Here is a 13,411-nt window from a genome sequence, read left to right as displayed (position 1 = left end):
AGTTCAAGTCATGTCGGTCGTCTTGTCCCCAGGCCTAGAGTGCCGTGGTTAATGAACCCTCACCTGTCGGCACCGTCCGCCGAACCAGCGGAGAGGATTCGCGTCTTAACTGGGCGGCAACCTTAATCAGGTGTGCTGGCGGCAAGGCCCGGTCCGGGCCAGCCCCGCCTCTCATCGACGGTCCGCAATGCCCCGCGTCTTCCCCTTCGCCGAGCGGTCGCATGCCCGCCTGCCCGACCGCCTGGGCGGCCGGGGCCGACAGGATGCCAAGAGCCAGGATGCCAGGAGCACGGATTCCGAGACCGCCGGCTCGCCGGATGCGGGCGCGAAGACGAGGAAGGGGAAGTCCAGGGCGTCGAGGACCGAGGCGACGATCACGCGGGCCGAACGTTCCGAGGCGGCGATCCACGAGCGCGAGCCGGCGGACGGGCTGACCATCGGCGATGTCGGCCGGCTGCTGGGGCGGCGCTGGCTCGTCATCCTCCTGCCGACGGTCGCGGCCTTCGGCCTCGCCGTGGCCTTCGTGCAGGTCGTGCCCCCGCGCTACACCGCGGAATCCAAGCTCCTGCTCGAGAGCCGCGACAGCGCGCTCACGCGGTTGCAGCAGGACCGGGGCGAGCTGCCCCAGCCGATCGACGAGCAGGCGGTGGCGAGCCAGGTCCAGGTGGTGATGTCGCGCGACATCGCCCGCGAGGCGATCAAGAGCCTCGGCCTCGTCGGCAACGCCGAATTCGACCCGATGGTCGACGGCGTCGGCGGCGTCCAGCAGGTGCTGGTGATGCTCGGCCTCGCCCAGAACCCCCTCGACCGCGAGCCGGTCGACCGGGTGCTGGAGAAGTACTTCGACCGGCTGCTGGTCTATCCGGCCGGCAAGTCGCGCATCCTGACGATCGAGTTCCGCTCGAAGGACCCGGTGCTGGCCGCCAAGGCCGCCAACACCATCGCGGATCTCTACCTGTCCTCGCTCGCCGCCGCCAAGGTCGATACTGCCCGCTACGCCTCGACCTGGCTCGGCACCAACATCGAGACCCTGCGCAGCCGCGTCGCGGAGGCCGAGGCGAAGGTCGAGGCGTTCCGGGCCCGCAACGGGCTGATCGGCAGCGGCGGCACCACCAACCAGCCGCTCGCAGCCCAGCAGCTCGCCGAGATCTCGACCCAGCTGACCCAGGCCCGCGCGGCCCAGGCCGATGCCGGCGCCAAGGCCAAGCTCATCCGCGAGATGATGCGCGACGGCCGCGGCTTCGAGATCCCGGACGTCGCCAACAACGAGCTGATCCGCCGCCTGGTCGAGCAGCGCATCGGCCTCAAGGCGCAGCTCGCGCTGGAAGCCCGCACCCTGCTGCCGCAGCACCCGCGGATGAAGGAGCTGCGCGCCCAGTTGGAGGGACTGGAGGGCCAGATCCGCGCCGCCGCCGACCGCGCGGTGCGCACCCTCGAGAACGACGCCCGCATCGCCGGCAGCCGGGTCGAGAGCCTGCAGGCGGCGGTGGACGCACAGCGCACGGTCGTCGCCAAGGCGAACGGCGACGAGGTCGAGCTGCGCGCGCTCGAGCGCGAGGCGAAGGCCCAGCGCGAGCAGCTCGAATCCTATCTCGGCCGCTTCCGCGAGGCCGCGGCCCGCGACGCGGCGAGCGCGGCCCCGGCCGATGCCCGCGTGGTCTCCCGCGCGGTGGTGCCCGACCTGCCGTCCTTCCCCAAGAAGCTGCCGATCATCCTGTTCGCCACGGTGATCGCCCTGCTGTTCGCCATCGGCAGCGTCGTCGCCAAGGCGCTCCTCGCCGGCGATCCGCCCGGCCGCGGGCGAGGCCGCCCGCCCGGTCGTCCGCCGCTTCGCCGCCCGGAGACCGAGCCGGTGCCGGAGGCGCCCGCCGCTGTGGCGCCGGTCTTCGTCCCGGTGATGCCGGCGGCGGCCTCCGCCATCCGTCCGGCAGAGCCGGAGGTGGCCGCGGCGCCCGAGCCGGTCCTCGCGGCCGAGCCGGTTCCCGCCGCCGTACCCCCCGCCCCGGCCGCGCCGGTCCCGGCGGCAAAGCCGGTGCCGGTCGCGGAGCAGGCCCCGGCCGTCGTGCCGGCGCCGTCCGAGATGGCGCCCTCGCCGATGATGTCGTCCCCGGCGGCGGCTCCCGCCCCCGCCGAGCCCCTGCCGGCCGATCCCGTGACGCCCGCCGCGACGGTTCCCCCGATTGAGGCAGCCCCCATCGCGTCCGCGCAGCTGCCCTTCGAAGCCCGCTACGACCTCGACGTTCTGGTGGCACGCCTCGACGCGATCGAGACAGCGGGCGGCGGGCGGCGGGTGCTGCTGATCGGCACCGGCGGCGAGGCCGATCACGACAGCCTCGCCCGCAGCCTCGGCCGCGCCGCATCCCTCCACGGCCGCGCCCTCCTGGTGCGGCTCGACGAGCCGCAGGAGGACGGTCCGGGCCTCATCGACCTCGTCGCCGGGCGCGCCGACTTCACCACCGCGATCCGCCCCGAGGCCGGCCCGCGCCTGAACCTGATCGGCCGCGGCCGCGGCGAGGCCGAGACCCTGGTCGCCGGGCGCGACGCCCTCGGGCTCACCTTCGACGCCCTCGGCGAGGCCTACGACTGGGTGATCGCCTGCATGAGCGACGGCTTTGCCGCCGAGACCTGGCCGCTGGTGAGCGCGGTCTCGGCCTGGATGGATGCGGTGGTGATCGCCTCGAACGCCGAGGCCGACGACCCGCGCCTCGTCGGCCTGTACGACACCGCCGAGGCCGCCGGCGTGCCGGAGGTGATCGTGGCCCAGGACCGGGCCCCGACCGAGATGCCGCTGCCGTCCTACCCGCTGCGCCGGTCGGCCTGAGCGGTCCCCGTCGCGGCGGCACCGAGGGCGTATCCCACCGCCGCGACGAGCCGCGATCCATGTCGGCCGTCACACGCTCGCCGACTGGGCGAGGATTCGGCCCCGGCCGACGTCTTCCGGGAGGCGCCGCGGTCGCGCCCGGTGCGGGCCTCCGGATGGCGCGCAGGGCGGACCTTCTGGAAGGGGGCAACCGGACATGGAGCCCCGCCCCGCGGCGTCACAAGGGCTTGCGCCCCCGCCTGGGCGCCGGGCGCTCACGGTCCCGGCGCCACCATGCCCTTCCCCGCCAGGACCGGGGCGGCCTGCGGGCCGGCAAGGTCCCGCAGCAGCGCGGACGCGGCCTCCGCCTCCGCCGCCCCCACCGGGACCATCCCGGCATACACGGTGTAGCTCTGCACCTCGGCCGGGATCGGGCCGACGAGGCGTGCGCCCGTGACCGCCAGGAGTTCGCTCGTCTGCTGGAGCGCGAGATCGGCCTCGCCGGAGACGAGGCGCGCGGCGGCGAGCCCCCCACGGACCAGGACGAGCTTGCCCTTCATCGCCTCGGCGATGCCGAGGCGCTCGAAGAGCTGCGCGAGGTAGATCCCGCTCGACCCGCCGGAGGCCGGATCGACCATCGCGACGGCCCGCGCCCGGAGCAGCGCCTCGCGAAAGCCCGCGACCGTCGCGACGTCGGGCAGGGGCGCGCCGTCGCGGACGGCGACGCCGATGCCGACCTTCGCCAGCGGCACCGGAGCCTCGCCGGCGAGGCGCTGCTCCCCGACCAGCGCCGCGAATCCGCCCGGGGTCAGCACCACGAGGTCGGGCCGCGCCCCGTCGCGGATCGCCTGCGCCACCGCCCCGGCGGTGTCGTTGCGGATCGTGACCCTGTGACCGGTGCGCCGCTCGAATTCCGGCACCAGGGCAGCGGCAACGGGCTTGTAGGCGCCGGTGGTGAGCAGCGTGATCTCGGCGGCCCGGGCGGGCGCGACGAGGCCGAGGACGAGACAGGCGAGGCTCGCCGCATGGCGAAGGGCTCGGATCGGGGTGGTGACGCGGCGCATGACGGGGCTCCCGGAGGTTCGGGCCGCGTGCCCGGCCCTGCCCCATCGGTAGCCGAGCCGGTGATCCGTCAGCGAGCGAAATCCGAGAAGCCGCCCGCGACGGCGCCGGAGGCCGTGAGCGCCGCCCGGCTCGCCGGCGCCACCAGGGCGGCGAGTTCCTGCGCGTAGGCGTAGCCCGGCGCCTCGCCGGGGAAGCCGGCATCGGTGGCCGGATGCAGGTAGAGCTCGGTCAATCCGTTCGGCAGCTGGCCCAGCAGGGCCTGGACCCGGGCCGGCGTCATCGCCCCCGACCAGGCGAGGCCGAGCACCCGGTCCGGGACCAGGAGCCCGGCGCGCCGCGCCCGGGCGCGCAGCAGCGCCGACCACGGCGCGGTGTCGAGGGCGAGGGCAGGCTTCGTCCCGGGCTCGGCGCGGGCCAGCAGGTCGCGCGGCTCGCGCGGCACCCGGATCGCCCGCATCCCGTATTCGCGCCCGATCGCCAATACCATCCCGGCGATGATCGGGTGGATGTGGAAGTGCTTGTGCGCGTTGACGTGGTCGAGGGGCAGCCCGGTCGCCCGGAACGCCTCGAACTGCGCCCGGATCTCGGCCGCGAGCTGGCGGCGGGCGCCGGCTTTCAGCGCCAGGTCGAGCCCGAGCCGCGCCTGGTCGGCCCGCATCAGCCCGGCGCCGTCGGTGAGATCGGGCAGCTCCGACGCCGGCAGGGTCGGCCAGGCCTCGACCATCACGAGATGCAGGCCGACCCGCAGCGAGGGCATCGCCTGGGCCCGCACCAGCGCGTCGGCGGCGCCGGGCGCCGACACCATCAGGCTCGCCGCAGTCAGGATGCCGTGGCGATGGGCCTGCTCCACCGCCGCGTTGACCTGCGGCGACAGGCCGAAATCGTCCGAGGTGACGACGAGGCGCTTTCGAGGAAGAGGTGTGGTCATCGTCGGTGCAGATCTCGGTCCGTGCGGGTCTCGCGATGCGAAAGAGCCTCCCCGTCCGGCCGGACGGGGAGGCTCGCGCCCGCTTTGACGCGGGATCGTCGATTACAGGAGCTTACGCCGCCTTCTTCTTTACGCGGCCTTCTTGGCGACGCCCTGGCGCTCGCGCAGGAAGTGCCAGAACTCGACGCCCTCGCGCAGGCGGCGCTTCATCATGTCGGGCGAGCGCACCATCTCGCTGACGATCGAGGCGATCTTCGGGGCGCGGAAGTAGAACTTCTTGTAGAACGCCTCCACCGAGTTGAAGATCTCGGTGTGGGACAGGTGCGGGTAGTGCAGCGGCGCGATCTGCACGCCGTTCTCGTCGACGAGCTCGGCGTTGCTCGCGTCGAGCCAGCCGTTCTCGACCGCCTGCTTGTACAGGAAGGTGCCCGGGTAAGGCGCGGCGAGCGAGACCTGGATGGTGTGCGGGTTGATCCGCTTGGCGAAGGCGATCGTCTCCTGGATCGTCTCGCGGGTCTCGCCCGGCAGGCCGAGGATGAAGGTGCCGTGGATCGCGATGCCGAGTTCGTGGCAATCCTTGGTGAACCGCTCGGCCACCTCGACCCGCATGCCCTTCTTGATGTTGTTGAGGATCTGCTGGTTGCCCGACTCGTAGCCGACGAGCAGCAGGCGCAGGCCGTTGGCCTTGAGCACCTCGAGGGTCTTGCGCGGGACGTTGGCCTTCGCGTTGCACGACCAAGTCACGCCGAGCTTGCCGAGCTCGCGGGCGATCTCTTCCGCGCGCGGGAGATTGTCCGTGAAGGTGTCGTCGTCGAAGAAGAACTCCTTGGTCTGCGGGAACTCCTTCAGGCAGTACTTGATCTCCTCGATCACGTGCGCGACCGAGCGGGTGCGGTAGGTGTGGCCGCCGACTGTCTGCGGCCACAGGCAGAACGTGCAGCGCGACTTGCAGCCCCGGCCCGAGTAGAACGAGATGTAGGGGTGCTTGAGGTAGCCGATGAAGTACTTCTCCATCTCAAGGTCGCGCTTGTAGACCGAGGTCACGAACGGCAGCTGGTCCATGTCGGTCATGATCTCGCGGTCCTCGTTGTGGACCACGACACCGTCGGCGTCGCGATAGGAGAGACCCTTGATCTCCGCCATCGGCACGCCGTCGGCGACCTCCTTGACGGTGAAGTCGAACTCGTTGCGGGCGCAGAAATCGACCGCCGGGGCCTGGGCCATCGCGCCTGCGGCGTCGACCGCCACCTTGGCGCCGATCAGGCCGGCGATCAGCTTGGGGTTTGCCGCCTTCAGGGCCTCGATCGTCTTCACGTCCGACTTGAACGACGGCACCGAGGTGTGCAGCACCACGAGGTCGAAGTCGTTGGCCTGGGCCACGATCTCCGGCAGCTTGATGTCGTGCGGCGGGGCGTCGATCAGCTTGGAGTTCGGCACCAGCGCCGCCGGCTGGGCGAGCCAGGTCGGGTACCAGAACGACTTGATCTCGCGCTTGGCCTGGTAGCGCGAGCCGGCGCCGCCGTCGAAGCCGTCGAAGGTGGGGGCCTGGAGGAAGAGGGTCCGCATCATCGGGAGAATCGTCTTCTTGAGGAGAAAGCCGCGGTCACGGCGGTGGAGGCCGCCGGGCGGCCCGATGAGGTGTGTTTAAGTCGAGGGAGCGCCGGACTCGCGGGCGAGGCCGGATTCCGGGATCAGCGTCCCGTCCGCAACGACCCGATAATCATGACCTTTCCAAGTCACGGCGCCGGACATGAAGCACCAGGCGAAGCCGGAAAAGGACAGGAGGTCGCGGATCGGCAACAGCCAGTACGGGTGCGGCTCGAGGCCGAAGGCGCGCTCGACCCGCATGCACAGCACGATCCGGCAGGCGAGCGCGAGGGCCGCGGCGGCCAGCGTGTAGGGCCCGGAATCCGGCAGCAGCGCCGCGATCAGCGCCAGCGGGAAGGCGTGGGTGACGAGCGTGCCGGCGTAGCCGACCGGATCGACGTTGCGGATGGTGCGGTTCCAGCGGGTCTCGTGGCGCCACAGGCCGGCGAGCGAGGTGTCGACGCAGGTATGCCCGATGGTGAAGTTCGGGATCGCCACGATGCCGCCCTGCGCGCGGAGCGCCGCCCCGAGGGTGTAGTCGTCGGCGAGATCGTTGCGGATCGCCTCGAAGCCGCCGATCTGCCTGAGCATCTCGGTGCGGAACGCGATGGTGGAGCCGAAGCACGGCTCGGCGAGCCCGAGGCTCGTCCCCATCAGGACGTTCGGCAGGAACTGGGTGTCGATCGCGAGCGCCGAGAGGTGGGCCCACACGCCGCGATTGGCCGGCACGCCGTGATAGAGGCAGGTGACGCCCGATACGCCCGGGCGGGCGAGTTCGGCGACGATGCGCTCGAGGTAGTCGGGCGCCACCACCATGTCGCTGTCGGCCAGCACCACCACGTCGTGGGCGATCAGCCCCGCCATGTTGATGAGGTTCGAGACCTTGCGGTTCGCGCCGTGCTGGCGGACATCGATCACCAGGTCGATGCGCAAGTTCGGGTGCTCGGCCTGGAGCCGGTGCACCACGGCGATCGCCGGATCGGCGGCGTTCTGCACCCCGAACACCACCTGGACGGCGCCCGCATAGGCCTGGGCGCAGAAGGTGGTGAGGTTGTGGTGCAGGTTCGGCTCGTCGCCGCAGAGCGGCTTGAGCAGGGTGACGGAGGGCCGGGCTTCGTCGGGCGCGAGGCGCGGCGCCGGGCGGTTGGCGAGGCGCCCGGCGAGCCAGGCGGTCGTCAGGCCGTACACGCACCCGGCGAGCGCCAGGACGAGCAGCAGGGCGGAGATCCAGGTCCATTCCATGGCGTGGCGGCGATCCCTGGGAGGAGTTGGCCGCGCGGGGCGCGCGGCGGGCCGTGTTGTGGGTTGAGGATGCGGGCGGAAGGGTGAACGTCTCGACCGCCGGCCGTCGCGGGCCGGCGGCTCGCGCCCCGGCTACTTGGCGTCCGGGGCTTTCGGCGCCGGCGCCGCCAGCATCGTCTCGGTGGTCTTGCGCAGGTGCGCCAGCAGGCCGTCGGGCCCGCCCTCCTGCAGCGGCTCGGAGAAGCCGGTGCGCAGGGTGCCGGCCTCGCTCACCGTGCCCTGGAGGTAGACGTCGGTGATCTTGTTCTCGGCGTTGAGCACGTAGTCGACCGGCGAGGTGTCGCCGCTGCCGTCGGTTACCGTGACGTGCACGATGTGGCCGTTGCCGCGCGGCTCGCTCTTCGGATCGATGGCGAACTTGCTGCCGGCCGCCGAGCCGAGCCGGGTGGCGTAGGTCGCCGGGAGGTAGGCCTCGAAGGCGGAGACCAGGGCCTGCTGCTTGTCGGCCGGGATGTCCTTCCAGCGGGTGCCGACGCCGAGGCGCAGCATCGCCGGCAGGTCGAAGGTCTCCTTCATCGGGCCGGCCAGGATCTCGGACCGGGCGCGCACGTCGCCGGCCTTGAGCGCGGCCTCGAGGGCGTCGGTCATGCGCCGCACGGTCGCGACCGCCGGGTCGCCCTCCCCGGCCGCGGGGGCGGCGGGCGTCTGGGCCAGGGCCGGCAGCGCGATCGTCAGGAATCCGGCGATCGTCAGGCTGCGCAGGGTCTCGCGTCGGGTCTGCACCAGGTCACTCTCCTTTGCCGTCGGCGGGCGCCGCGGCGTAGCCGTAGGCAGGCACGTGCGCCTGACGCAACTGGGCCCGGCGCGGGCGCATCCACGCCAGCAGGGCCGCACCGATCCCGGCCGCCGGGCGGCCCTGGTCGGCGTCCTTCTCCATCGCGTGCCAGAGCACCAGGCTCGGCAGCCCGACCGCGAGGTCCGCCAGCCGCTTGATCAGCGACAGGGCGAGCGCCGCCTCGGCCGGGATGCCGAACACCGCGCAGAGCGCGATCAGGCCGCCCTCCTGGGCGCCGAGCGCGCCCGGCACCGCGAAGGCGGCGCCGCGCACGGCCTGCGCCAGGCTCTCGATCACGACCGCCTCGAGGAAGCCGACCTCGTAGCCCATGAAGCGCAGCGCGATCCAGACCTCGAACGTGCCGATGATCCAGCCGAACAGATGCGTGGCGATGGCGGTGACAATGCGGCCGCGGGCGGCATAGAGGCCGCGCAGGCGCTCGAACAGCACGTCGACCGCGCCGAAGATGCGCCACTCGCGCCCGCCGGCGAAGCGGTTGATCGCCGCCTGGAGCAGGCTCTGGCCGAAGCGGCGCTGCACCAAGTAGAACGCCAGAAGCGCCGGTGCCGCCACCACGAGGCCCAAGCCCACGTAATGCACGATCGGCCCGTCGCCGCCGAGCGCGACCAGGATGCCGAGGCCGGCGAGCGTGAACAGGAACTGGGTCAGCGCCTGGACCATCAGATCGACGAGGGTGGAGGCGCCCGACAGCGCCCCGGGCACGCGCTCGCGGGTCAGCAGCCGGGCGCCGATCAGGTCGCCGCCGACCTGCGCCACCGGCAGCAGCGTGTTGATGCCCTCGCGCACGAAGCGCACGTTGATGCAGGCGCGCAGCAGCGGCCTCTCGCCGCGGGGAAACACCACCCACCAGCCGAGACCCGCCCAGGCGACGGCGACGAAGCGCGCCACCACGACCAGCAGGGCGCCCCAGCCGGACGCCCACAGGGCCGCCGCGACCGCCTCCGGCCCCGAGGAGACGAACAGGCCGATCACGGTGCACAGGCCGGCGATCAGGCCCAGTGTCGTCAGTCGCTTCATGACCCTCTTTCTGTCGCAGCGTCAGCGGCCCCGGAGGAGCGCCTTTCCGGCAACGGGGTCGAAACAAAGCAGCGCCGTTGCATCCCGGCACGTTGCAGCTTTGATGGGCGCTGTCTATCACCGGCCGGACACAGTGCCGGCGAAACCGGCATCCTCCACCGGCGCGGCAGACCCGTCCAAGCAATGCCGCAAGCCTATGTTATGGCGCAGCTTCCTCCCCGCCCCGATTCGGCCGGCGGGGGCCGGAACCGCGATGGAAGGCCGCTCGTGACGGCCGTCAAGGGATGAGCAGCATGGATCGGGAGACGACCTTCGAGGCCGAGCGCGGCGCGCTCGACGACGCCCACGCGCACGACCTCGCGTCCTTCGGGGGCGAGGCGCCCGGCCGGGCCCCGGCGCCGCAATCGCCGGTGATGGCCTGGAACGAGTGGGACCCGCTGGAGGAGGTCATCGTCGGCTCGCTCGACGGCGCCACGATCCCGACCCACCACCTGACGGTGATCTTCAACCTGCCGCGGGCCGCCCAGCCGTTCTACCGGCTCGCCTCGGGCTGGAAGTACCCCGGCTTCATGAAGAAGCTCGCCCAGCAGGAGCTCGACGGCTTCATCAAGATCCTGGCCGGCGAGGGCGTGAAGATCCGCCGTCCCGATTCCGTCGATTTCTCGAAGAAGTTCAAGGCGCCGCGCTGGTCGTCGCGCGGCTTCTGCGTCGCCTGCCCGCGCGATCCGTACCTGGTGATCGGCGACGAGATCATCGAGAGCCCGATGTGCTGGCGCTCGCGCTACTTCGAGGGCGACGCCTACCGCTCGCTGTTCAAGGAGTATTTCCGGGCCGGCGCGCGCTGGACCTCGGCGCCGCGGCCCCAGCTCACCGACGAGCTCTACAACTACGACTACCGGGTGCCGAACCTGAAGGCCGGCGAGCCGATGCAGTTCACGGTGAACGAGTTCGAGCCGGTCTTCGACGCGGCCGACTTCGTGCGCTGCGGCCGCGACCTGTTCGTCACCCGCTCGAACGTCACGAACCTGATGGGCATCGAGTGGCTGCGCCGCCACCTCGGCCCGGGCTTCCGCATCCACGAGATCGAGAGCCGCTGCCCGCAGCCGATGCACATCGATTCGTCGTTCATGCCGCTCGCTCCCGGCAAGGTGCTGGTCAACCCCGACTACATCGACGTCGAGAAGCTGCCGGCGGTGCTCAAGAAGTGGGACGTGCTGATCGCGCCCCGCCCCGACCCCGTCGAGGGCTTCATGAGCAAGATCTCGATGTGCTCGCCCTGGACCTCGATCAACGTGCTCGCCATCGACGAGAAGAAGATCGTGGTCGATGCGAGCCAGCCGACGCTGATCAAGGCGCTCAAGGACTGGGGCTTCGACCCGATCCCGACGCCGTTCCTGTCCTACGGCCCGTTCGGCGGCTCGTTCCACTGCGCCACGCTCGACGTGCGCCGGCGCGGCGTGCTGAAGTCGTACTTCTAGGCGGCGGTGGAGCCCGGCCCGCCGCAGCGGTGGGCCGGGAGTCCGTCGTGATGCGGCTTACCCGGAAACGCGAAGAGGCCCGCCACCGGGAGTGGCGGGCCTCTTCGCGTTGGGGGGTAAGCGACGGGGGGCCCGCGCCTTCAGCGCCCGGCCGTCGGCCCCTTGTCGGTCCAGTCCGGCGGCAGGCCGAACGAGTCGCCGACGATGCCGTCGACGCCCGGCGCCCGGCCGAAGGCCTGGCAGTCGGGATCGCGCGGCATCTCGCCGAGCATCGTCACGCGGATGCGCTCGAAGGTCGGGATCGTGAGCTCCGACTCGAACGGATCCTCGCCGGTGGTGAGGTACGAGCCGAAATCCTGGCCGAAATCGCCGGCGAGGTCGTAGATGTCGGCGATGGGCGAGAAGCGGGCCTGGTTGGTGAAGGAGTTGGCGCCGCCTGCCCACACCATCGCGGCGCGCTGCTGGCGCCGGGCGTCGACGGCCTCGGCCTCGACCGTGAGGTCGCCGAGCCCGATCGGCAGGCGCGGCACCGGCACCTTGCCGATGGTGTCGGCGAAGCCCACACCGACCTGCGCGGCGATGGTGATCGCCGCCGAGGCGCCGACCGCGACGCCGGAGGCCGGCACGTTGGTGAGGCCGGCGCGGGTGATGTTCGCCCGCACGGTCAGGTCAGCCGGGCCGGACGAGACCACGTCGTAGCGCAGCGACAGCTCGTAGCAGAGCGCCCGGTCGGCGGCGTTGGCGACGACCCGGCGCTCCTGCTCGGTCACGCCCGGGCCGGAGACGGCGGCGGTGAAGACGGTCGGGACGATGCGGACGGTCCGCACCCGGGCCATGGCCGCCTTGTCGATGTAGATCCGCGACTTGGTGGCGGTCGCCTCGCTCGGCGTCAGGTGGTCGTAGCGGGTCAGGAGGCCGGTCTGGGTCAAGACCGGCGTGGCGCAGCCCGCGAGCAGCGCCAAGGTCGTCACGGCCGCGACGCGGCGGGCGGCCCGCGCGTTCAAGGCAGCCTTGATGGTCGTCCGCATTCGGTCGCTTTCCCGGATCGCGCGAAGCCGCACCCACGGGGACCCTGGAGGATCCCCGGTGGCCGGCTCCCGGCGGCGCAAGGGCGGGCCCGTCCGGGCTCGCCGCGCCGTTATGCCCTTCAGCCTAGCCGCCGCGGCGGGAGGACGGAAGCCGAGCTTGACCGGAACGCGCGCTTCGGCCCGGGCTGTAACGCTTCGGCCACATTGTTTCCGAAGGTCAGGCCCCTAACGGGACGGTTCAGGCGAGCGCCGCCATGCTGCAGCTCTGGCCGCCATCCACCGGCAGGCACACGCCGGTGATGAAGCGGGCCTCGTCGGAGGCGAGGAACACCGCCGCGTGGGCGATGTCCCAGGCCTCGCCGAGGCGGCCGAGCGGCACCCGGCGGTCGCGGCCCGCATCCGGGGTGCCGGCGCCGCGGCACTCGTCGGCGAGCGTGGTGTCGAGGAGGCCCGGCAGGATCGCGTTCGCCCGGATGCCGTCGCGGGCGTACTGCATCGCCACCGACACCGTCGCCTGGTTCACCGCGGCCTTGGCGGCGGCGTAGGCGAAGGCCGGCGTGCCGGTCCAGCGCCGGGAGGCGACCGACGAGATGTTGACCACCGCGCCCGCGCGCCGGGCCCGCATCCCCGGCAGCACCGCCTTGCAGGTGCGCCAGACGCCGCCGACATTGACCTCGATCGCCCGGCGCCAGGTTTCCTCGTCGAGGTCTTCGGGACCGCCGGCCTCGGGCAGGCCGACATTGTTGTGCAGGATGTCGATGCGGCCGAAGCGCGCCTCGCCGACGGCGACCGCACCCGCGACCGCGTCGTAATCGGTGACGTCGGCGCACAGCGCCACGGCCTCGTTGCCCTCCTCGGCGATGAGCTGCGCCGTCTCCTCCGCGGCGGCGAGGCCGCGGTCGACGCAGATCACCCGGGCGCCCTCGCGGGCGAAGGCGACCGCCACCGCCTTGCCGTTGCCCCAGCCGGTGCCGGCGGAGCCCGCCCCGAACACGATCGCGGTCTTCTTGATCAGGCGTGTCGACATGGCCCGGGCCTCCGTCTCCTCGCCGGAGACTCGCAAAAGGCCCGCGCCGCGCAACCGGGCGGGGAAGCAGGGCGGCCAGAAGCCGCCCGCATGGATCGTCGCGGGATCAGGCCCGGACGGATCCCGGCGCCCGAGCAAAGCGCCAGGCCGCCGCGGCCACCGCCAGGGCGAGGCAGAGCTGGGCCAGGCTCCCCTCGCCCAGATGGACGTGGCCGAGCCCGTGCCGCACGGCGAAGCGCACGACGAGGCCGGCGGCCCAGTAGCCGAGGCAGAAGGTCAGGGCGGCGAGGAGGAGAGCGACGAAGTCGTTCATGGGCTTACGAGACCCCGCGGGCGAGGATGCCGCCGCGGCCCGCCGGCCGGCGGGACGCGGCGCGACCCGG

At 72.2% G+C, this 13,411-nt stretch carries 11 protein-coding genes; 2 read left to right on the top strand and 9 right to left on the bottom strand.

From position 1 onward, the window contains the following. Nucleotides 1-187 precede the first annotated feature (187 nt). A complete protein-coding gene (locus ACS5PV_RS15635) occupies nucleotides 188-2,821 on the top strand; it encodes a GumC family protein (protein WP_455396256.1) in 2,634 nt (877 codons plus the stop codon). Between the two features lie 254 nt (nucleotides 2,822-3,075). On the opposite strand, the gene ACS5PV_RS15630 is transcribed toward ACS5PV_RS15635, so the two are convergent. The 6 genes from ACS5PV_RS15630 to ACS5PV_RS15605 form a co-directional block, all read right to left on the bottom strand. Continuing rightward, nucleotides 3,076-3,864 (bottom strand): molybdate ABC transporter substrate-binding protein, encoded by a 789-nt coding sequence (locus ACS5PV_RS15630; protein ID WP_455396255.1) that lies wholly within the window; start codon nucleotides 3,862-3,864, stop codon nucleotides 3,076-3,078. Between the two features lie 68 nt (nucleotides 3,865-3,932). Beyond that, nucleotides 3,933-4,793 (bottom strand): hopanoid biosynthesis-associated protein HpnK, encoded by an 861-nt coding sequence (gene hpnK, locus ACS5PV_RS15625; protein ID WP_455396254.1) that lies wholly within the window; start codon nucleotides 4,791-4,793, stop codon nucleotides 3,933-3,935. 129 nt (nucleotides 4,794-4,922) lie between these two features. Further along, on the bottom strand, nucleotides 4,923-6,359 hold the full coding sequence (hpnJ, locus tag ACS5PV_RS15620) for a hopanoid biosynthesis associated radical SAM protein HpnJ (protein WP_455396480.1): 1,437 nt from the start codon (nucleotides 6,357-6,359) through the stop codon (nucleotides 4,923-4,925). Between the two features lie 78 nt (nucleotides 6,360-6,437). Continuing rightward, nucleotides 6,438-7,622 (bottom strand): bacteriohopanetetrol glucosamine biosynthesis glycosyltransferase HpnI, encoded by a 1,185-nt coding sequence (gene hpnI, locus ACS5PV_RS15615; protein ID WP_455396253.1) that lies wholly within the window; start codon nucleotides 7,620-7,622, stop codon nucleotides 6,438-6,440. Nucleotides 7,623-7,754: 132 nt separating this feature from the next. Then, nucleotides 7,755-8,405: an MlaC/ttg2D family ABC transporter substrate-binding protein gene (locus ACS5PV_RS15610; RefSeq protein WP_455396252.1), complete on the bottom strand. Its 651-nt coding sequence runs from the start codon at nucleotides 8,403-8,405 to the stop codon at nucleotides 7,755-7,757. A gap of 4 nt (nucleotides 8,406-8,409) precedes the next feature. After that, entirely contained in the window at nucleotides 8,410-9,495 is a 1,086-nt protein-coding gene (locus ACS5PV_RS15605) for a flippase-like domain-containing protein (protein ID WP_455396251.1), read from the bottom strand. Between the two features lie 293 nt (nucleotides 9,496-9,788). Here ACS5PV_RS15605 and ACS5PV_RS15600 point away from each other — a divergent pair, with 293 nt between their 5' ends. Continuing rightward, entirely contained in the window at nucleotides 9,789-10,973 is a 1,185-nt protein-coding gene (locus ACS5PV_RS15600; protein WP_455396250.1) for an amidinotransferase, read from the top strand. A 140-nt stretch (nucleotides 10,974-11,113) separates the two neighbouring features. Here the strand turns inward: ACS5PV_RS15600 and ACS5PV_RS15595 are convergent, their stop codons facing one another. The 3 genes from ACS5PV_RS15595 to ACS5PV_RS15585 all read right to left on the bottom strand — a co-directional run. Further along, entirely contained in the window at nucleotides 11,114-12,001 is an 888-nt protein-coding gene (locus ACS5PV_RS15595) for a DUF3313 domain-containing protein (protein WP_455396249.1), read from the bottom strand. 238 nt (nucleotides 12,002-12,239) lie between these two features. Then, nucleotides 12,240-13,028, bottom strand: a complete 789-nt coding sequence (locus ACS5PV_RS15590) for an SDR family NAD(P)-dependent oxidoreductase (RefSeq protein ID WP_455396248.1) — start codon at nucleotides 13,026-13,028, stop codon at nucleotides 12,240-12,242. Nucleotides 13,029-13,134: 106 nt separating this feature from the next. Then, nucleotides 13,135-13,411: hypothetical protein (locus ACS5PV_RS15585; RefSeq protein WP_455396247.1), on the bottom strand; the 277-nt coding region annotated here is incomplete at its 5' end.

The sequence above is a fragment of the Methylobacterium sp. Gmos1 genome (genome assembly GCF_053764715.1).
Note: the sequence above shows the minus strand (reverse complement) of the source record. Positions and strands in the feature narration are given on the sequence as shown.